This is a genomic window from Pelagerythrobacter aerophilus (assembly GCF_003581645.1).
Taxonomy (GTDB): Bacteria; Pseudomonadota; Alphaproteobacteria; order Sphingomonadales; family Sphingomonadaceae; genus Pelagerythrobacter; species Pelagerythrobacter aerophilus.
In genome coordinates, this window is record NZ_QXFK01000018.1 from 1 (window position 1) to 19,690 (window position 19,690).

At 65.2% G+C, this 19,690-nt stretch carries 17 protein-coding genes; 8 read left to right on the top strand and 9 right to left on the bottom strand.

The window, feature by feature from the left end:
- Positions 1–94 precede the first annotated feature (94 nt).
- The gene (locus D2V04_RS10845; protein ID WP_119511379.1) at positions 95–1,129 is read left to right on the top strand and encodes an IS110 family RNA-guided transposase; all 1,035 of its coding nucleotides are present in this window, start codon (positions 95–97) and stop codon (positions 1,127–1,129) included.
- 168 nt (positions 1,130–1,297) lie between these two features.
- Here D2V04_RS10845 and D2V04_RS10850 read toward each other — a convergent pair whose 3' ends face one another.
- The 5 genes from D2V04_RS10850 to D2V04_RS10870 form a co-directional block, all read right to left on the bottom strand.
- Positions 1,298–1,708, bottom strand: coding sequence for an SRPBCC domain-containing protein (locus D2V04_RS10850; protein ID WP_119513723.1), 411 nt, complete (start codon positions 1,706–1,708; stop codon positions 1,298–1,300).
- Positions 1,705–2,031, bottom strand: a complete 327-nt coding sequence (locus D2V04_RS10855) for an ArsR/SmtB family transcription factor (protein WP_119513724.1) — start codon at positions 2,029–2,031, stop codon at positions 1,705–1,707. The genes D2V04_RS10850 and D2V04_RS10855 overlap by 4 nt, the downstream gene beginning before the upstream one ends.
- Before the next feature lie 263 nt (positions 2,032–2,294).
- Positions 2,295–2,681 carry a group III truncated hemoglobin gene (locus tag D2V04_RS10860; RefSeq protein ID WP_119513725.1) on the bottom strand — a complete coding sequence of 129 codons (387 nt, stop codon included), beginning with the start codon at positions 2,679–2,681 and terminating at the stop codon, positions 2,295–2,297.
- Position 2,682: 1 nt separating this feature from the next.
- Positions 2,683–3,042, bottom strand: a complete 360-nt coding sequence (locus D2V04_RS10865; RefSeq protein ID WP_119513726.1) for a response regulator transcription factor — start codon at positions 3,040–3,042, stop codon at positions 2,683–2,685.
- A 28-nt stretch (positions 3,043–3,070) separates the two neighbouring features.
- The gene (locus D2V04_RS10870; protein ID WP_119513727.1) at positions 3,071–3,760 is read right to left on the bottom strand and encodes an alternative oxidase; all 690 of its coding nucleotides are present in this window, start codon (positions 3,758–3,760) and stop codon (positions 3,071–3,073) included.
- A 122-nt stretch (positions 3,761–3,882) separates the two neighbouring features.
- On the opposite strand from D2V04_RS10870, the gene D2V04_RS10875 reads away from it, so the two are divergent.
- Together D2V04_RS10875 and fixJ are read left to right on the top strand one after the other, a co-directional pair.
- A complete protein-coding gene (locus tag D2V04_RS10875; RefSeq protein WP_407672092.1) occupies positions 3,883–5,385 on the top strand; it encodes a sensor histidine kinase in 1,503 nt (500 codons plus the stop codon).
- The gene (gene fixJ, locus D2V04_RS10880) at positions 5,375–5,986 is read left to right on the top strand and encodes a response regulator FixJ (protein WP_119513728.1); all 612 of its coding nucleotides are present in this window, start codon (positions 5,375–5,377) and stop codon (positions 5,984–5,986) included. The genes D2V04_RS10875 and fixJ overlap by 11 nt, the downstream gene beginning before the upstream one ends.
- 92 nt (positions 5,987–6,078) lie before the next feature.
- On the opposite strand, the gene D2V04_RS10885 is transcribed toward fixJ, so the two are convergent.
- Together D2V04_RS10885 and D2V04_RS10890 are read right to left on the bottom strand one after the other, a co-directional pair.
- On the bottom strand, positions 6,079–7,449 hold the full coding sequence (locus tag D2V04_RS10885; RefSeq protein ID WP_228766382.1) for a sugar porter family MFS transporter: 1,371 nt from the start codon (positions 7,447–7,449) through the stop codon (positions 6,079–6,081).
- Between the two features lie 4 nt (positions 7,450–7,453).
- Complete coding sequence (locus D2V04_RS10890; protein ID WP_182849739.1) at positions 7,454–9,250, bottom strand: beta-L-arabinofuranosidase domain-containing protein; 1,797 nt, start codon at positions 9,248–9,250, stop codon at positions 7,454–7,456.
- Positions 9,251–9,710: 460 nt separating this feature from the next.
- Between D2V04_RS10890 and D2V04_RS10895 the strand changes: the two genes are divergently transcribed.
- From D2V04_RS10895 to D2V04_RS10915, 5 genes are all read left to right on the top strand, one after another.
- On the top strand, positions 9,711–10,124 hold the full coding sequence (locus tag D2V04_RS10895) for an MbcA/ParS/Xre antitoxin family protein (protein ID WP_119513730.1): 414 nt from the start codon (positions 9,711–9,713) through the stop codon (positions 10,122–10,124).
- Entirely contained in the window at positions 10,121–10,846 is a 726-nt protein-coding gene (locus D2V04_RS10900) for an RES family NAD+ phosphorylase (protein ID WP_119513731.1), read from the top strand. The genes D2V04_RS10895 and D2V04_RS10900 overlap by 4 nt, the downstream gene beginning before the upstream one ends.
- Positions 10,847–11,142: 296 nt before the next feature.
- Entirely contained in the window at positions 11,143–13,908 is a 2,766-nt protein-coding gene (locus D2V04_RS10905; protein ID WP_119513732.1) for a TonB-dependent receptor, read from the top strand.
- 189 nt (positions 13,909–14,097) lie between these two features.
- Positions 14,098–15,612: an alkaline phosphatase gene (phoA, locus tag D2V04_RS10910; protein WP_119513733.1), complete on the top strand. Its 1,515-nt coding sequence runs from the start codon at positions 14,098–14,100 to the stop codon at positions 15,610–15,612.
- The gene (locus D2V04_RS10915) at positions 15,602–16,129 is read left to right on the top strand and encodes a hypothetical protein (RefSeq protein WP_119513734.1); all 528 of its coding nucleotides are present in this window, start codon (positions 15,602–15,604) and stop codon (positions 16,127–16,129) included. The genes phoA and D2V04_RS10915 overlap by 11 nt, the downstream gene beginning before the upstream one ends.
- On the opposite strand, the gene D2V04_RS10920 is transcribed toward D2V04_RS10915, so the two are convergent.
- Positions 16,074–18,395 (bottom strand): CHASE2 domain-containing protein, encoded by a 2,322-nt coding sequence (locus D2V04_RS10920; RefSeq protein WP_119513735.1) that lies wholly within the window; start codon positions 18,393–18,395, stop codon positions 16,074–16,076. The two genes, D2V04_RS10915 and D2V04_RS10920, sit on opposite strands and share 56 nt — an antisense overlap.
- Positions 18,392–19,627 carry a FecR family protein gene (locus D2V04_RS10925; protein WP_182849740.1) on the bottom strand — a complete coding sequence of 412 codons (1,236 nt, stop codon included), beginning with the start codon at positions 19,625–19,627 and terminating at the stop codon, positions 18,392–18,394. Before D2V04_RS10925 ends, D2V04_RS10920 begins: the two co-directional genes overlap by 4 nt.
- Positions 19,628–19,690 lie beyond the last annotated feature (63 nt).

Sequence of the window (19,690 nt, forward strand, 5' to 3'; positions counted from 1 at the left end):
AAACCAGATGAGGTGGATGGCTCCCGCTCACGGCATCTAGGTGCCAAGGTGTGAAGACCGTCAGGTATTCACGAGCAAAATGGGAGCCACCCAGATGGATATTAGCACGATCGGTCTCGATTTGGCCAAGAACGTTTTCCAGGTTCACGGCGTAGATGCACAGGGCACGGCCGTTGTTCGCAAGGCATTGCGGCGCTCGCAGATGCTTCCCTTCTTCGAGAAGCTTCCGCCTTGCGTGGTTGGCATGGAGGCCTGCGGCACGTCGCATTACTGGGCTCGGGAGCTGATCAAGCTGGGCCATGAGGTTCGGCTGATGCCGCCGGCTTACGTCAAGCCCTACGTGAAGCGCGGCAAGACCGATGCTGCGGATGCGGAAGCAATCTGCGAGGCAGTGACGCGCCCCACGATGCGCTTTGTGCCGGTGAAGTCAGCGGAGCAGCAGGCGGCGCTGTCGATGCACCGCACGCGGGATCTGTTCGTCAAGCAGCGCACGCAGCTAATCAACATGATGCGAGGGCTTTTGGCCGAGTTCGGCATCGACATCCCCCAAGGCATCAATCGAGCTTTGGAGAAGGCACGTGCGATCGTCGACGGGGAAGCGCCTGACGTGCCGTCCGATGCTCTTCGCATCGTTGAGCGGCTGTCGCAGCAAGCCCTCGATGTCCACGCCCAGGTACGGGAGATCGAACGTGATCTGATCGGGTGGCAGCGCAAGAGCGACGTTGCCACCCGCCTCATGACGATCCCGGGCATTGGCCCGATCGGAGCGACGGCACTCGCAGCGTCGGTCAGTGATCCATCTCAGTTCCGCTCTGGCCGGCAGTTCGCGGCCTGGCTGGGGCTAACCCCGCTTCAGAAGTCCAGCGGCGGCAAAGAGCGGCTCGGCCGCATCTCGAAGATGGGCGACAGGTATCTTCGTAAGCTCCTGGTGGTCGGCATGACGGCAGTGGTGCGGAACGCGAAAAGAAAACCGGAGGCGGTCGATCCCAACGTTCTCGCCTTGCTGGCGCGCAAGCCCGCACGGGTGGTCACCGTGGCTTTGGCAAACAAAACAGCGAGAATCGTCTGGGCCATCATGACCCGCGGGGAAGTCTATCGTGAGCGCCACGTGCCTGCGTTGGCGGCGTAGAGGCAAAACGGAATAGCGGCGAAAGCCACTTCAGGAGTTGTGAGAGCAAAGCGAGATGATGGCGAACCGGTCAGACCGGGAACCGGGACAACCCAGCGAATGGCCGAGGCGATACAGCCTGTAAACCAGTTCGGGACCCAGTTCGCGGACACCATCAGGGCCAGCAGTCTACTTCATGGCTGCATCAACAGGCCGGACAGAAGTCTGCACCCGACCCAAGCGCCAGCACATCGCATTTGCCCTTGCAACGCGGGAGCCATCCACAGAGGTCTGTTCCATCCGCAGCCGTGTGCCGGCCGGCGTTGCATCGAGCGTCCAATGCACCACGCTCTCGAGGCCCGGGCCGTTCCAACGGTAGCTCAGCGACCGTAACGGTTCGATCGCCAGGACTTCCCCTTCGACCTTGCCCCACTCGGCCACCATCTCGAACCGCTCACCCACCTCCGGGCGAAAGTCATTCGGCATGATCCATTCGGCGAGCAGATCGCTCTGTGTCAACGCGCGCCAGAGCCGCTCGGGCGGATGCGCGAACTCGCGTTCGACGACGAGCGTGCGGGTTTCGTTCGGGCTAGCGGTCAATTGTCCATCCTCGTCAGCAGATCGTCGAGATCGTCGAGCCGTGCTTCCCAGAACGTCCGCATCTGACCGGTCCAGTCGTCGAGCGACGCCAGCCGGGCCGGTAGCGCGCGATAGTAGGTGGAACGCCCTGCCCGCCGCCCTTCGACCAGCCCGCCCTCCTTCAGCACGCCGAGATGCTTGGAGATCGCCGGCTGCGAGATCCCCGACCCATGGGTAAGGCCGCCCACGGTCAGTTCTCCCTCGCGGCACAGCCGTTCGAAGATCGCCCGGCGGCTCGCGTCGGCGAACATTCGGAAAAGAGGATCGGGATCGGGCGCAGGCATCGCGAACCCATAACCCGTCAGTTATGGATAAGTCAAATACCCTGCACCGCATCGGTTTGAGAGAAGCCCAACCAAAACCTCGAGATCACTCCCGATAGCGAGTGATCTTCCAGCATTGCTTCGAACAGTTGCCGAACGCATCGCCTGCCACCACGACATTAGCGCCGGCGAGGAGCGAGCGATAGCTATGTGGCGCGGGAGTTGCAGAGCCGGTATTGCCAGAGGGGGGCTATCCATCGCGAATACCGCGTGCCATGCGTTCGCTATGGTCGCGCGGCCCTGTCGCGATAGAACTGAATGCCGAGTTGGAGGCTCTCGGCAATCCGATCGGCCTTGTCCTGGAAAGCTGCGGCAGCCGCAGGCGAGAGAAGGTCGTCGGTGGTTTCCCGCCACAGACCTAGCCAGCGCTCGAACGCTTCGCCGGTCATCGCAGTGTCGTGGCGGACGTGCGCCTGCATGGGATTCCCCTTGTAGCGGCCGCTGGTGAGCATGACCGAGGACCAGAAGGCCTTGAGCTTCTCCAGATGATGCGGCCAGTCGTCGATCGCGCCATTGAAGATGGGACCGAGCAGCGCATCCCGCCGAACACGAGCATAGAATTCCGGCACCAGCCGGTTGATGTCGTCTTCCGTGATGAGGGGATCGGTCAATTTAAGCGGCCTCACAATGGTCGAGCGCTCCGCGCAAGGCGTGCGTCAGCTCTTCGCCGAAGAGCGGTTTTTCTATCACGACGGCGCCGGCGGCGCCGGCGCGGGTACGTGTGCTGGCGGTCGGGTTGGTCACCAGCAGGATTGCCGGCATCGCGTGCCCATCTTGCCGCAGTTCCGCGAGGAAGGCAGCGCCGTCCCCGCAGTAGCCCTGATCCACGACCAGGCAACCGGCGGAGGAGACTTCGACCTCCTCCGCGGCGCCGTTTACGATGTCGAACCCTTCGAGCGCCAGCGCGAATTCGAGCGAGGACAGGACCGGACGGTCGCCGATGAACAGCAGAATGGGCGATCGCGTGCTCATGTCCTGTCCTCGCAGTGGCCGCTTTCGATCAGGCGGCCCGCTTCCAGTTCGGCTGCAGTTCGACGTGCGGCGGGCATTCGGCCACTGCGCCGACTGGCAACCCCGCGAGCTCGTTGGCAAAGCCATGGTTGACGTCGCGGTGATGCGCTTCGTCGGCGCGGACCACGAGCACCACGTCGCGGAGCGTCGCATCCTCGGGCAGGCCCCAGTAACGCTTGGCGATCTCCGGCGCCGGAATGTTCTCGCTGCGCCCCTCATCGATTTCGGCGAGGTAGTGCGTGTAGCTGATCACCGCCTCTTCCTCGAAGTAGCCGACCACCCGGTGCGCCGTCTTCGAGCTGACGAGATAGAGCGCGAAGAAGAACAGGTAGAACACCCATTGCACGCCGATGATGACCGCCCGTTCGAACAGCGTCGGCTTGGAGACCTCGATGAAGGTCATCAGATGCATGCGCTCGTTCTCGGCCTCGTCCATGAGCGTCTTGATCCAGCCCCTGTCGTCGCACATGCGGCGCAGACAGGCGAGGTGGTTGATCGTCGCGCCGACCATGCCCGGCACGGCGGCGACGGTCTCCAGCACGACGGCGCGATGACCGTAACGCTCGGCAAAGAACGTGTCGGCGCACCAGCGCAGCGCCTTGGTGAAGCCGAAGGCGATCCGATCGGAGACCCCGCGGGGCTTGTGATGAATGCCGAGATCGATGAAGGGTGCGGTCATTGAACTTCTCCACTTGGCGGCGCGATCCGTGCGCCGGAAGTACGCCCCATCTACGGAGCCGAAGGGAGCCGCGAAATTTGGATGATCTCCCTAACCTCAGGTCCCTAAGGGCTTTACCGGAGGTGGCCCGGGCGGCCTTTACCAGCCGCTTCCTTCCGCGCCTGTCGGTTCCGACTGCGCTGATGCTGGCCGTGCTCGCTATCGCGGCCGGAGCGGCGGTCCGTCTGCTGTTCGCCGAAGAGCTGGGGCAGCGGGCCACGTTCATCTTCTTCGTGCCGGGGGTGGTCGTGGCAAGCGCGCTTTCGGGTCTTCGCGCCGGCGGGCTGGCCGCACTCGGTGGCGCGGCAGCAGGTCTGTGGTGCGAGCGGATGACGGCCCCTCTCGAAAGCGGCAGCCTGATCGCGGCCGGTGCCTTCGTGCTCTTCGGCCTTGCCATTGCGCTTGGCGGTGAGTGGTTCCAGCGCGCGCGGGTCGAGACCGAGGCCGCCGCCGCGGGCCTCGCACGGCGCGAGGCGCACCTGCGGTCGATCCTCGAGACGGTACCCGACGCCATGGTGGTGATCGACGAACGCGGCCTGATCCGCGACTTCAGCCACGCTGCGGAACGGATGTTCGGCTGGACCGCCGGCGAAGTCGCGGGCCGCAACGTACAGCTTCTCATGCCCGAGCCCTACCGCAGCGCGCACGACGGTTATCTCGATCGCTACTACCGTACTGGCGAGAAACGGATCATCGGCAAGGGACGCGTTGTCGTGGGAGAGCGCAAGGACGGCTCGACCTTTCCGATCGAACTGGCGGTCGGCGAGATGAGCGCCGAGGGACAGCGCTTCTTCACAGGCTTTATCCGCGATCTGACCGAGCGCCAGCAGGCCGAGGCGCGGCTGCAGGAACTGCAGAACGAACTCGTTCACGTCTCGCGCCTGACCGCGCTCGGGGAGATGGCTTCGGCGCTCGCGCACGAAATCAACCAGCCGCTCTCGGCGATCGCCAACTACCTCAAAGGCAGCCGCATGCTGCTTGCCCGGCCCGACGTGCCGCACGAGCGGGTCGCAGACGCGGTAGACAAGGCGGCGACCGAGGCGCTCCGCGCCGGCGACATCATTCGCCGCTTGCGCGAGTTCGTCGCGCGCGGCGAGATCGAGCGCTCGGTCGAAAGCCTGCCCAAGCTGGTCGAGGAAGCGAGCGCGCTGGCACTGGTCGGCGCCAAGGAGCACGGCATTCGCGTGCGATATGCGTTCAGCCCCGACGTGGATCTCGTCCTGGCCGACAAAGTGCAAATCCAGCAAGTGGTGCTCAACCTGGTGCGCAACGCGGTCGATGCGCTGGCAGAGTCCGGCTCCGACCAGCGCGAGCTTGCCATTTCCATCGAGCCGGTGGACGACGGGATGGCACAAGTGACAGTCGCGGACAGCGGCCATGGAATCGCCCCGGAGGTTGCCGAACGGCTGTTCCAGCCCTTCATCACGACCAAGCGCGCGGGTATGGGGGTGGGCCTGTCGATCTCGCGCACGATCGTCGAAGCGCACGGTGGCCGCATCTGGGGGCAGCCGCGCGCAGGCGGCGGCGCGCTGTTCGGCTTTACCGTGCAGCGGGTCGGAAAGGAGGAGCTCTACGATGCCGAGTGAGCCGATCGTCTATGTGATCGACGACGACGAGAGTGCCCGCGATTCGCTGGAGTTCCTGCTCGACGTCTCTGGGATCAGAGTGCGTTCGTTCGCTTCGGCCGATGCCTTTCTCAAGTCCTCCCCGCCGCTGGCCGGTGCGTGCATCGTCACCGATGTGCGCATGCCCGGACGTAGCGGGGTCGAACTGGTTCAGGAGTTGAAGGAGCGTGGCGCCTCGGTGCCCGTGATCGTCATGACCGGACATGCCGACGTACCGCTGGCGATCCAGGCGATGAAAGCGGGCGTGACGGACTTCATCGAAAAACCGTTCGACGACGTGACGATGCTGGCGGCGATCCGCGGCGCTCTGGCCCAGCAAGCGGGCGAGGACCACGCGCAAGCGGAGCGGCAGCAGATACTCGATCGCATGGCCACGCTGTCCCCGCGCGAACGCGAGGTCATGGATGGGCTGGTCGCGGGCCAGGCAAACAAGGCGATCGCGTTCGATCTCGATATCAGCGCGCGCACGGTCGAAGTCTACCGCGCCAACGCGATGATGAAGATGCAGGCCAGAACCTTGTCCGATCTCGTGCGCATGGTGACAGTCGCACGGCTGGCCTGAGGCCGAATCCGGCGCGAACCGTTGGGATGATTCCGGCGTTCAGCTTGCACGCCTAGCTGGGTCTCCTGCCGCCCCAGCCCAGGCTCGTCCGATCATCGAGAGGCCTTTTGCAGGTTCATGTCCTCTAGCGCGATGCCGTTGGTTTCGGGCATCTTCTTCCAGGCCCAGAGAAACTGCAGCAGCATCATCGCGCCGAAGAAGGCGAACACCCATCCGCCCAGGCGGGTGGCGAACACCGGGAAGGCCCAGGTGATCGCGGCCGCCATCACCCAGTGAACGGTGCTGCCGAGCGCCTGCCCCTTGCCCCGGACGGCGCTCGGGAAGATTTCGGAGATGAAGACCCAGATCACAGCGCCTTGGGAAAGTGCGAAAGCTGCTATGAAGCCCAGCAGGCCGATCAGCACGATAGTGCCGTCCGGCCGCGCACTCTCGAACTGCCACGCGACGACGAACAGCGCGGCCGCGGTGGCGATCGATCCGAAGAGGAGCAGAGGCCGCCGGCCAAAGTGGTCGATCAGGAACAGCGCGGCGACCGTGAACACGAGATTCGTACCCCCGATGGCAATCGACTGCAGCAATGCGCCATCCGCTGCCGCCCCGCTCAACTCGAAGATATGTGGCGCGTAGTAGAGCAGTGCGTTGATGCCCGAGAGCTGGTTGAACATCGCGATCGCGATTGCGCAGGCCACGGGAAAGGAATGGGCGCGGCTGAACAGCCGGGGCTGCGCCCGCGTCGCGTCGAGCTCGCGCGCCGCCGCCTCCCGCATGCGGCGTACATCACTGGCCGGATCAGCGAATCCGAGCCGCTCCATGACCGTGAGCGCACGGGCATCACGACCGGCCGCGACGAGCCAGCGGGGGCTCTCGGGCAGCACCAGCGTCACCATCAGGAACAGCGCAGACGGTAGGGTGACAATGCCGAACATCCATCGCCATGCGGTGTCCGGCGGAAATAGCCCGGCGATGACGTAGTTCGAAATGAACGCCAGCAGGATGCCGAAGACGATGTTGAGCTGGTTGAGCGCCACCAGGCGCCCGCGCACATGAGCGGGCGACACTTCGGCAATGTAGATAGGCGTGATGACCGATGCCGCGCCGATCGCCAGTCCGGCGAGGAGGCGGAAGGCGAGGAAGACCGCCCAGCTCTCGGCCAGTGCCGATCCGAGCGAGGAGACGACATAGGCGATGGCGACCGAGAGTAGCACGGCCTTGCGGCCGAAGCGGTCCGACGGCCAGCCGGCGACGAGCGAGCCCACGATCGTGCCGATCAGCGCCGAAGCCACGGTGAAGCCAAGCTGCGCGTCGCTGAGCGCAAAACGCTCCTGGAGCGCGGAGGTCGTGCCGGAAATCACCGCCGTGTCGAGCCCGAACAGCAGACCGCCGAGCGCCGCGCCGGCCGCAGTCAGGATCATGATTGCGGTGAGGCGCCCTTGCGCCGGCGATGCGAAGTGCGTGTTGCTCATGGGATCAGGCCTTCACGATCGGGAATTCGGACATGCGGAGTAGCGTGCATCCGTATGGAACGAGCCGCAGCGTCTCGGCCGGCGCATCGGTCGACACCGGGCTGAACGGCAAGGAGCCATGGGTCTGGTGGTATCGATCCCATCCCGGAATCCTGCGTCCGGTGGTGCTCAGGCTGAACGGCGCGTTGGCGTCGATCCACGGACAGTCCGAAACGGCAGCGGCACGATCGAGACTGACGGCGGCTCCGGGTTCCAGCGCGTAGTTCCATGGCGTCGTCGGAAAGACCTCAGAGGTGGCGATGCCGCTCCGTTCACCGATCTTGTGCCATTCCTCGCCTATCGGAAGGGCGAATACCAGGGGGCCGCGTTCCAGGCTGACGAGCTGCTTGTGCCACATGCTGCGCGTGATCTTCGCCGGGAAGATCAGCTCCACGGTATCGCCCGTGCGCCAGACGCGCTCGAGTCTCGCGATCCGTCCGGAGGAGACGGGCGTCTCATCCTGGCCGTTTATCTTGATCGTCGCTCCCTCGGCCCAGCCCGGAATGCGAAGGTGAAGCGGAAAGGCCATCGGCCGGGCGGTTTGGAGTACGATCCGAACGCCGTCTTCGAACGGGTAGGAGGTCTGCTGTTCTGCCTGGACCTCGACACCGCCGATAGTGACGCGCGCGTTGCTGGGGCCGTAGTTTAGCACCGCCAGTCCGCCGTCCGCGCTCGCCGCCCACATGGATTGGACGAACTTGGGCCAGCCCTGATGCATATTGACGGTGCAGCACGGGTAACCATCCAACAGACCGATCAGTTGGGAGGTGCCGCCATGCTGCTGCGCATACTGCTCGACATCGCGGCTGATCATCACCTGATTGGGCTGCTGGAAGTACTGCCGCGCCATGTAGTCTTCGGTCGTTTGCGCAGGCAGCGCATTGTAGGCGATACGTTCCAAGCGATCGAGAACAGCCACGTCGCCGGTGATCTGGCCGAGCGCTTCCAGTGAGAACATGAACTCCACCACGGTGCAGAGTTCGGTGCCTTGGATCGGGTTGGTACCGTGGAGCGGCTCATCGCCCGAGAACATTCCCGTGACCTGACCGTGATCGCGCTCGAGAAACGCCAGACCGTGGCGGATCGCATCGATGTGCTCCGAGCGACCATCAAGAAGATAAGCCAGCGCGGGCTGCTTCACGCCCATGGCCACGTTGACCCCGTGCGCGGTCGGCGGCTGCTCTGCGGCGAAGCCGGCGGTCCAGTCGCTCGTCTGGCCTACGAGGGTGCGGGCCAGCTCGAGCAGCGACCGCTCGCCCGTCCGATTGTACAGCCAGAGCGCACTTGCGGTGTTTTCGCCACCGCGATGCCGCGCCCATTCGGTCCAGTGGTCGAGCGGCTGGGTCGGGAGCTGCCGCTGCTGGTACGTGAAATAGCGCGACATGAAATCCAGTACCCGGCGATCCCCCGTAGCCTCGTGGTGCTGCTGGAGCACTTTGAGCATGACCATACGGGGCCACCAGTCCGCCGAGTTGGCTCGCTGGATTCCATTCTCGTCCTTGCCGGTTCCTCGATCATCAGGCGGGCCGAAATATCCGCTCGGCTGCTGACTGCGCAGAGCGAACTCGATCCACGGCTGGGCCTTGTCCTTGAGACGCTGGTTATCGAGGATGTGAGCAAGGGGGACCAAGCCGTCGAGCCAGTATGGCCCTCGTTCCCAAGCGTCGCCCTCGCCCCCCAGCCACGCGTTCTGCGGGCCCACCAGCGAATAGAACTCGTCGAGGCGGCCGGTCAGCCCTTCCGCCATCGTCTCGAGTTGCATCGCAAGCCAGCCTTTTGCTCGCACGGCCCCCAGCGGCAGGGGAGCGAAAGGCTGATCCGCCAGAGGTGCCCGGTTGAATATCGCGCCGTTCACAGTGGCCACAGGCGCTCGATTCGTCCTGCCAAGCCCGGCAGCCGGCATCATCGCCAGGCCCACTGCGGCTCCTCCGACGAACTCTCGACGACTGACCATCCGGTCCCCTCCTCTTTTTTAAAACAATTTTCTTTTTTGCTACGCCAACTCTCCTGCCTTGGAAAGCTTTTGCTCGCTCGACCGGTCCGCGGAGGTCGTCCGTCTTCCGCACGACAACCACAAATGCGTCGGCGCCGTGGGCAAACGCCTGAGCAGGTAATGGCGCCGAGGGGCTGGACTGCTTCAATGTCGGCGCCCGCCCGGAGCGGGCAGTCTTGCCATCTGACATTAATGCCTATATAAAATGTCAAATGACAGGAGCCGCACCATGGCCGTTCTGACACGCATCGATACCGAAACCGGGCCTTTCGTCCCCAATCCAATCACCGACGCCGAGGCCGGCGCGATGTTCCGAGCAGCGGTGCGTCTGTTCGGCCATTGGGGTCTGACCGACGAACAAGCCGCGACGCTGCTCGACATCGGCGTCCGCAGCTACCGCCGCTGGAAGGCAGGAGACCCGGGCCGCATCGGTCGCGACGGCAAGGCGCGGTTGTCGAACCTGATGGGCATTCACAAGGCGCTCCGTATCATCTTCACCGACGCCGCGCGCGGCTATCGATGGATCAAGGAGCCCAGCGAAGCATTCGGCGGACGCTCGGCGATCGATGTCATGCTGGGCGGAGAACTCACCGATTTGATGCGGGTGCGGCGCTATCTCGACGCCGAGCGCGGCGGCTGGTGATCGATCCAGCGACCGTCCCCGTCCGCCGCATCGAATGGCGGCGCGCGCGGCGCATTATCCGCAGCGTTCATCCGCCTATCGATCTGTTCGAAGACATTGCCGATCCAGAGGATTGGCCTCTGCTCGTTTCGGCCGAGCAGAAGACCAATCCGCGCCTCATGGAGACAATTGGCAATATCGATCTCGTACCGCCAGCCCGCCGGGTCAGTGGGCCCGGCGCATCGTACCTGATGGCACCGTTCACGCATGTCAGCCGCGATCGTCTCAGCCGATTCACCGATGGCAGTTACGGAGTCTTGTACGTCGCGGACCGGTTCAAGACGGCACTCGCCGAAACCATCCATCATCACGCCCGTTTCATGGCCCGCACGCGCGAGAGCGAAGGCTGGACATCGCAGTTCCGCGAGATCGTCCTCGACATCGCGCTCGACGCACACGACCTCAGGGACGGCGCCAACGCCTTCGACGAAGTGCTCGACCCCGCCAGTCATGATGCCAGCCGGAAGCTCGCCACCGCGCTGCGCGCTGCCGGCAGCGACGGCATTGCCTATCCGAGCTGCCGCGACCGTGACGGGGAATGTACCGCGCTGTTCCACCCCGATCTGGCCTCCCATCCGGTTCAGGGGCGCCACCTCGACTATCACTGGAACGGCGAACGGGTGGACTTCTATCGTGATGCGACAGGCGGCGAAGTCTTCCGGATCGACGAAGACTCCGACTGACCAACGAGCCGTGGGACACTTGCTCCCGGAAACCGGCTCGTGCGCGCCCGCCGACCGACCCGCACAAAAAACGACGCCCGTCACGCCTTCGCAATGAATCCGCAAAGGAGGCGTAACAACTCTTCCCCACCAGCGCCCTCGTTCACATCGGAACAGCCACGAAGGGGCAAGGCGGTGCATTCGTCCAAGGCGATGCCTCCGCTGATTGCGGCTGCCTGAGCTCCCATCCCGGAGCCCGGCGCGCCGCGCGTATGCCGCCGCCCGACTGGCGTGAATTCCAGGGGGAATGAGCGAAAATGAAGAGTACCGTAAACGTCCGCGCCTCGAGTCTTCTTGCCGGGGTCGCATTCGCCGCACTGTCCGCTGCGCCGGTCTTCGCGCAGACTGCGCCGGTCGCGGAAGCGGACGCATCGACCGCAGCCGAAGCCGAAGCAAACGCCATCGTGGTCACCGGCTACCGCCAGAGCCTCCGGGAAGCGATCGACATCAAGCGCGAGACGATCGGCTTTTCGGATTCGATCGTCGCCACCGACATCGCAGATTTCCCCGAGCAGAACCTGTCGGAGGCGCTGCAGCGCATTCCGGGCGTCACGATCGAGCGCGAGAAAGGCCTCGGCACGCGCGTCAACGTCCGCGGCCTGCCGACCGAGTTCACGCTGGTGACGATCAACGATCTCGCCACCGCATCCGGCTCGGGTGGCCGCGACGTCGAGTTCGACATCTTCGCTTCCGAGCTGATCCAGTCGGTCACCGTCCAGAAGTCGCCGACCGCGGCGGACGAGGAAGGCGGCATCGCGGGTTCGGTGAAGATCCGCACCGCGCGCCCGTTCGATAATCCGGGGCTGCGCGTGGTGGGCTCCGTGGAAGGTGCGTACAACTCGATTTCGGAAGAGATCGATCCGCAGTTCTCCTTCCTTGCGAGCCACACGTTCGGGGACTTCGGCGTGCTCCTCTCGGTGTCGAAGGGCCAGAGGACCAATCGCACCGATTCCAACTCCGGCATCAACTTCCGACCGATCTCACGCTGGACCGACCGGGGGAATGCGCAGACGGATCAGGCGCTCGCCGTGCTGGAGCGCGACGCCGGTATCGTGTTCGACGATGTCGGCGATCCCGACGAGGTCAACCGCGTGGTGTTCCTCGACAAGGTCGGCGACCGGATCTACCTCAACGATCAGGACAAGCTGGGCTTCTCGGGTTCGCTGCAATACCGCCCGAGCGACCAGTTCAGCGTGACGTTCGACGCCTTCCTGGGCTCGTTCGACACCGTCGAGGACGAGTACGACGCGGCCGCCTATTCCGCTTCGAGCCGATCGACCCTCGACGTCATTCACGAATATGACGACACAACGCTGGCGGACAGCGGGATCGTCGTCCTGCGCGACGTGTCGTACACGGCAACCCAGCACGAGTTTCTGAGCAAGGAACGGATCACCGAAACCGACTATCGCCAATTCGGCGGTGAAATGAACTGGGCGCCCGGCAACTGGGAAATCGATTTGCTGGCCGGCTATTCGAGCGCCAGCAAATCGCGCGACAATGCGAACCTGAAGCATGTCGCCTACGCCCCGTCGCGCACCCGCTATACCGAAACCGGCGGCGAGACGATCCCGAGCGACGATCCGAACACGATCGACATGTACAACTCGCCCCAATCCTATCTCTTCGAGGCCTACGAGACGACCTACGAAGAGATCGAGGACGACAAGTACACGGCCCAGCTCAACGTCACCTATAACTTCGACGGCGTGCTGAAGCGCGTCAACTTCGGTTCGCGCTACACCAACAAGACGACCGAGCGTCAGTACGGCGAGGAGAAGATCCAGGGGCCAACCCGCGGCGATACCTCGTACGTGAACGAGCGGACGCTGGCGGACAGCGAGCTCGGCTACGTAACCGAGATCGTCGGCGGCAAGGACTATCAGGCTGGCGATCTCGACTGGCAGCAGATCTCCAACGACTACGCGCGCGATTTCTTCCGCCCCGAGGGCTTCCTCTCGCCGTTCGATGACGGCCAGTTCTACCGCGTGAAGGAAGAGACGATCGCCGCCTACGGCATGGCCGACTTCGAGTTCGACATCGCCTCCATGCCCGTCTTCGTGAATGCGGGCGCACGCTACATCAAGACGACCGTGCGCTCGTCGGGCTTCCACCAGGTGCAGAACCCCGACGGCTCGACCGGCTATACCGACGAGCCGGTCTCGAGCGAGGGCAGCTACGAAAAGGTCCTGCCGTCCTTCAACGCGCATATCGAGCTGGCGAGCGACCTTCTGATCCGCGCGGCCGCCTCGCAGACGCTGATCCGCCCGGCACTGACCGACCTCGCCTACAAGCGCACGGCGAGCTGGAACGAGTTCCGCTTCACCGACGGCAACCCCAGCCTCAAGCCGACTTACGCCGACCAGTGGGAAGTCGGCATCGAGAAATATCTCGGCAGCGACGGTCTGCTCGCAGCGTCGTACTTCTGGAAGAACATCAAGGGCGTGGTGCAGAACGAGCTCACCGGCGTGGTCGAGGATGTCACCAAGTACAATGCCAACGGCACGATCGACGGGGTCTACGATTTCGACGTCTACCAGCCGGTGAACGCCGATGGTTCGTACAAGGTGAGCGGCGTCGAACTGGTCGCGGTCGTGCCGTTCCGGTGGTTCCACGAAGCGCTGGAAGGCTTCGGCGTGAACGCCAACTACACCTTCCTCGACAGTTCGCTGACAGGCGAGTCCGATCTCGACATTCCGACATCGCCGATCGGGCTTTCCGACAACACCTATAACGCGACGCTCTTCTACGAACGCGGCCCGTTCGCGGCGCGCGTATCCTACAACCACAAGAGCGCCTATGTGGAGCGGATCGAGCGGAACATGTATCCGGTCTATCGCGACGCCTACGGCCAGGTCGACCTCGCCGTCAGTTATCAGGTGACCGACAACTTCCGGGTCGAACTCCAGGGCATCAACATCACCGACGAGGCGACGACTGGGTACACGATGGATCCCGCCTTCCCGACCACCTACGAATTCTCGGGAAGTCGCATCAGCCTCGGCGTGCGCGCGCAGTTCTGATCGTCCGACTGGATCGACCCCGACGTCTATACGATCCGCACGGCAGTCATTTTGCCGGCACGTCGGACGACCCCGCGCTGCGGCGCCCCGGATTCGAGGCCCGCACATTCCGGGCCTCGATGACGCCGAACCGCTCGAAGGGCGGACGCGCTGACCGCTCTCCTCAAGTTCATACGTCAGGATAAACCAATGCCGCTTCCACTTCGCCGCCCGTCGATCTTGCTGCTTTGTGCGCTGGCCGCAGTGCCCGCGTCCGGTCAGGATCGGGCCGCAACGCCCGCGGCCGATCCGACGCGCGCGGCGCAAGGCGACCTGAGCGTGCCAGCGGGTGCGCGCCGCATCGGCGACGACATGACCGAGCGCTACCGCGACATGCTGGCGGAGCGCGACGTGCGCAACGTCATCCTGCTGATCGGCGACGGCATGGGCGATTCGGAGATCACGATCGCGCGCAACTATGCCGAGGGCGCTGGCGGCGCGTTCAAGGGCATCGATGCGCTGCCGGTCTCGGGCCAGTACACGCACTACGCGCTCGATCGCGAGACCGGGAAGCCCAACTACGTGACCGATTCCGCCGCGTCCGCGACCGCCTGGGCCTCGGGCGTGAAAACCTACAACGGCGCGATCGGCGTCGACATCCACGCCAGGCCGCATCCGACGCTGCTCGAGATGGCGAAGGCGGCGGGCCTCGCCACCGGCAACGTCACCAGCGGCGAGATCGAGGATGCGACGCCGGCGGCGCAGATCGCGCACGTGACGCAGCGCAAGTGCTACGGCCCGGTCGCGACGAGCGAGGTGTGCCCGGCCAATGCGCTCGAAAACGGCGGCGCCGGATCGATCGCGGAACAGGCGCTGGCGCTGCGGCCAGACGTGCTGCTGGGCGGCGGCGAGGCCACGTTCGCGGAGGTCGCCAAGGCCGGACCGTTCGAAGGGCGCACGCTGCTGCAGCAGGCCGAAGCGCGCGGTTACGCGATCGTTCACGACGCAGAGGAGCTGCAGGCGGTGGGGGAAGCGGACCAGCGCCGGCCGCTGCTCGGCCTGTTCGCGCCCGGCGTCATGCCGGTGCGCTGGACCGGCCCGAAGGCCTCGTATCACGGCAATCTCGACCAGCCGCCGGTTCACTGCGCCGACAATCCCGAACGGACCGAAGCCCTCCCGACGCTCGCTGCCATGGCCGAAAAAGCGATCGAACTGCTGAAGGACGACGCGGACGGCTTCTTCCTGCAGGTCGAAGGCGCCTCGATCGACAAGCAGAACCATGCCGCCAATCCCTGCGGCCAGATCGGCGAGACCGTCGATTTGGACGAGGCCGTGCAGGTCGCGCTCGCCTTTGCGCGCGCCGATGGCCACACGCTGGTGATCGTGACCGCCGACCATGCGCACAGCAGCCAGATCGTCGGCAACGGCACCCGCGCGCCAGGCCTGACAGCGGCGCTCAGAACGCACGACGAGGCCGTGATGACAATCAGCTACGGCACCGCCGAAGAGGGGTCGCAGGGCCATACCGGCGCGCAGCTTCGCGTCGCGGCCTATGGTCCGCGTGCGATCAACTTCACCGGCCTGACCGACCAGACGGACATGTTCTACATTATCCGCGACGCGCTGGTCTGGGCGGCTCGGCCTCGGGCGAACAGGAACGGTCTGGGGAGGACCAAAGCAGCGGAGCCGTCCGCCGGTAAAAATTCCGCTATCGGTGGGGGATGACGGCGCGCCGCAGGGCGAGTATCGCTCCGACATGCGCAAGTTCCCCAAGCTCACCGCCTTGCTCGCAATCGCCGCATTGGCGGGTTGCGCGACGCATGAACCGATCACGGCCTCGCGGGGGACCCTGCCGCAGGGAGGGACTTACCGGATCCTCTCGCAGGACGCACCGTCCTACGTGAAGGATCTGATCTCCGAGCAGCTGACCGAGCTCGGGTTCGAACAATCGGACAAGCCTGCTTATGTGATTCAGATCGGCACCTCGGAACGTCCCGCGACGGTCGGAGCGCTCGTGCCCGATCCCGAAGAGCAGCAATGGCTCCGACGGCCGTGGCTCGGTAGCCGGCAGATCGTGCGCGGGGTGACCGTCAGTATGAGCGAGAGCGGGAGCGGACAGGAGATCTATCGTTCGACTGCCGCGGTCAGGAGCGGGACGGACGACGTGCAGGAACATCTGGAGCCGCTCATCGCGACGATGCTGGCGCCTCGCCCTCGTCAGGATATTCCTCCGGCTCGCTGAGCAGCGGAAGACCGAGCACGAAGGTAGAGCCCGCGCCCACGCGGCTTTCGCAGCGAACCCAGCCGCCATGCCGGGCGGCGACGGTATGAACCTGGGCGAGGCCCAGTCCGACGCCATTGCCCTGCCCCTTCCCCGGCGCCTGCCGAAACCGCTCGAACAGGACGGCGAGGTGATCCGGCGCAATGCCCGGTCCTTCGTCGGCGATGGTGCAGGTCACCATCGGATCGCCCTGCTCTTCGATCACGTCGATCGAGCAGCGCAGGCGCGCTCCGGGCGGACTGTGATAGACGGCGTTCTCGATCAGATTGACGACCGCCCGCGTCAGCAGCGAGCGTTCGCCCGCCACGAACAAAGTGGCATCTTCGCCGGTCAGTTCGACATTCAGGTCCTTGGCAGTGATGCGCGGCCATAGCTGGTCGAGCGCATCGACGAGCATGTCGGCCACGTTGACCGGCTCCGGCTGGTAAGGGAGCGATTCGGCCCGTGCGAGCTGCACGAAGCCTTCGGCCAGCGCGATCGTGCGCCGGGCATGACTCTCGATCCGTCCTACGATCTGCGGGTCGACCTGCTGCCCACCGATATCGGCGAGCAGGGCCAGGATCGAGGTCTGCGGCGAGCGCATGTCGTGCGAGAGGAATTCCAGCATATCTTCTCGCTGGCGCAGCGCTTCTGACAAGGTGGTGATGTCTGTCGTCCGCACCACCCAGCCGAGCAACTCACCGCTGGCGGACCAGCGCGGCGCCACGCGAATTTCGAAGGAGCGACCGCTGGCGGAGCGCGCACGATAGCGCCCCGGTTCTTCCGGCGCCGGCCAGGGCGGCAGGTCGCTTCCTTCGGGCTCGAGCCGCCCTTCGGCCGCAGGAACGGGCTGGAAGCGCGCATAAAGCGCAGGCAGATCGCGCTCGTCCGGTGCGAGCCCCAGTTCCTCCGCAAGTGCTTCGGCTTCGGCATTGGCGAGAACGATCGCACCGCTGCGATCGGCGATGAACACACCGTCGGGTAACTGGCGCAGGCTCTCGGTCACGAAGCGGCGCAGATTGCGGCTCTGCCCGATCGCATCATTGAGCAGCGCCATCTGCCGCGACACCGGATCGGGAGCGGACGGCAGCGGACCCGCAGGAGCGAGCACGTCCGGCTCCGCTCGGAAGCGCTCGAGCTCCTCGATCATGTAGCTGTTCGCGGCGGCCAGGCGCCGCCAACCCCACAAGGGATAGACCACCGCGAGAGCAGCCAGTCCGGGCACGGGTGTCAGCCACAGGCGGAACCCCAGCAGCGCCGCTGCCGCAGCCGCGAGCAGGAGGACTGCCAGCCCGGCGATCAGCGCGACGAGCGCCCAGGGCTGCAGCACGCGCAAGGCGGCCAGCAGCACCCAGAGCGGCACAAGCGCGAGAAGGACCCGGGACCAGAGGCTCGCCTCCGCAATCATCCTGTCCGACAGGAGGCCGTCGAGCAGGTGGGCCTGAACTTCGATCCCCGGCAGAATGCCGCCGGGGTTACCCCCGCCTGTGGCATAGCGATCGCCGAGCCCCTCCGCCGTGGCGCCGACCAGCACGAGCCGATCGCGCAGCAGCTCGGCCGGCACTTCACCGCGCAGGACCGACGATGCGCCGATCGTCGGGAAGTGCCCGGCCGAGCCTGCGAACGGAATCAGGAGCGGTCGCTGGCCTTCTTCGGGCAGGTCGGCGGAAGGATCGGCCGCGCGCTGCATCAGCACCATCAGATGCGGCCAGCGGCCGCGCTCGTCCCCAGCGATCAGCTGCGTCCGCCTGACCTTTCCGTCGCTGTCGGGGAGCAGATTGACATGTCCCATCCCGGCCGCCGCCTCGCGCACGGCGGGAACGGGCGGAATGATGTCGAACGGCGCGCCATTGGTGCCCGGCGCCCGCATCAGCAACGGAACGAAGACCGGCGCCGGACCGGCCATGGCACGCCCGAGGGCCATGTCTCCGGCCTTGGGATCGACGAGCAGAACGTCGTAGGCGACGGCAACCGGATCGGCTTCGCCTAGCTTCCCCAGGAGCTCCGCCTGCACCTGTCGCGACCAGGGCCAGGCGCCCGTCTCACGCGTGCTGTGATCGTCGATCGCCACGATCAGGATACGCGGATCGGGATCGTGGCGATCGAACTGCAGGAGGACATCGTAGAGCAGCGCGTCGAGCCCCTGCGTTGTGCGGTCGTGAACCAGAAGCAGCGCCAGCGCCGAGGACAGCAGCGCGACCAGCCACCACTCGGCAGCCAGGCGCCGCTGCCCGGTTCGCCGGATCATTGGTCGGGGCTGATGGTCAGTCGCTCGGTCGGCGACCAGTTCTCATGCACTTCGCCGTCCACGAACTGCAGCGCCATGACCCGCCAGTAGTAGGTGCCCGGTGGAAGATCGGTCACCGCGAAGCTCTGCTCGGTCAGGCCAACTTCGTCCACGACCGGGTCGCTCCCATCTTCCTGACGCGAGAGTTGGAACCGGAACTGCCGCTCGCCGTCGCCCATCACCCTCCATCGAAAGAGATACTGGCGGTAGTCGCCCGTCCGAGTCTCCGTGGCGGTGCCCGAAATATCGTTCAGTCGCCGCTGAAACCCGTAAGTCTCGTACATCCCTTCGAGGCCATGGCCGTCTATAGCGGCCACGCGCACGAACCAGGTTCCGTCCTCGATCGGCGGCAGGCGAACTTCGGTCGTTTGTACCGTGGTTTCGGTCGCGACGTCGAGGAAGCCCGCGTCCTGCGCGATCTGCACGTGGTAGGCCTTCGCCCCTGGGAGCGGCTCCAGTTCGAACGCGAGCTCACGTTGGTCCTGAGTCTCGCCTGGATTTGTGAGGCGCGGCGGTGGAAGCAGCGCGACCGGCGCGCTCAGCTCCGTGCCCGCTGCAACCGCGCCGAATCCGGCGGGAAGATCGCGGCTCACCTCTCCCGAGCTCGCCATCGTCACTTCACCCGAGAGCGTCTCGGTCGCTGCCTGCTTGCCGGCCGCATCATAGCGGATCCGAAATTCGGTCCCGCGCACGGCCGAGACGCTGATCGGCGTTGAAATACGAAACTCGTCGGCCTCGTTAAGTGGCGAGACGATCGCCTTCGCCCGTCCTTGTTCCACCGCAAAAAGACGCTCCACGGCTCCCGTCAGCGACAGCTTGCGCAAGCGCCGGACCGTGACCCTGCTCTGCGACGGCAGCGCCACCGCGGATTGGTCCGGAAGACCCATGGAGACGAAGGAATTCGCCGCGGTCGCCAGTTCGTCGCCCTCGTGCACCGCCATCCCTGGCGACACGGTGAGCAGGCGGCCGTCGCGGCGAAGCTGCACGGCTCCACGGAACGAGATGATGTGGGCCGTGACCGGCTCGTACCGCAACAGGTGCTTGGGAATGCGTATGGACCGCCCGATCGCGATGCGCCGCGGATTGCCGATGCGGTTGAGCCGCTGGACGATGGCATAGTCCTCGATCCGCCGGAAGTGCTGCTGCGCGAGCTCGTAGAGGCTGTCGCCTTCGCGCATGGGGTACAGCACCACCTCCGCCCCCTCCGACTGCTGGGCGCCTGCCGAAACAGGCTGCAGCGTAGCCGCGAGCAGTGG

Coding starts and splice junctions, on each gene's coding strand:
- D2V04_RS10845 (WP_119511379.1), top strand. CDS start 95: ATGGATATTAGCACGATCGGTCTCGATTTGGCCAAGAACGTTTTCCAG.
- D2V04_RS10855 (WP_119513724.1), bottom strand. CDS start 2,031: ATGCCTGCGCCCGATCCCGATCCTCTTTTCCGAATGTTCGCCGACGCG.
- D2V04_RS10895 (WP_119513730.1), top strand. CDS start 9,711: ATGGCCGTTCTGACACGCATCGATACCGAAACCGGGCCTTTCGTCCCC.
- D2V04_RS10890 (WP_182849739.1), bottom strand. CDS start 9,250: ATGCAACTCGAGACGATGGCGGAAGGGCTGACCGGCCGCCTCGACGAG.
- fixJ (WP_119513728.1), top strand. CDS start 5,375: ATGCCGAGTGAGCCGATCGTCTATGTGATCGACGACGACGAGAGTGCC.
- D2V04_RS10905 (WP_119513732.1), top strand. CDS start 11,143: ATGAAGAGTACCGTAAACGTCCGCGCCTCGAGTCTTCTTGCCGGGGTC.
- D2V04_RS10885 (WP_228766382.1), bottom strand. CDS start 7,449: ATGAGCAACACGCACTTCGCATCGCCGGCGCAAGGGCGCCTCACCGCA.
- D2V04_RS10870 (WP_119513727.1), bottom strand. CDS start 3,760: ATGACCGCACCCTTCATCGATCTCGGCATTCATCACAAGCCCCGCGGG.
- D2V04_RS10920 (WP_119513735.1), bottom strand. CDS start 18,395: ATGATCCGGCGAACCGGGCAGCGGCGCCTGGCTGCCGAGTGGTGGCTG.
- D2V04_RS10865 (WP_119513726.1), bottom strand. CDS start 3,042: ATGAGCACGCGATCGCCCATTCTGCTGTTCATCGGCGACCGTCCGGTC.
- phoA (WP_119513733.1), top strand. CDS start 14,098: ATGCCGCTTCCACTTCGCCGCCCGTCGATCTTGCTGCTTTGTGCGCTG.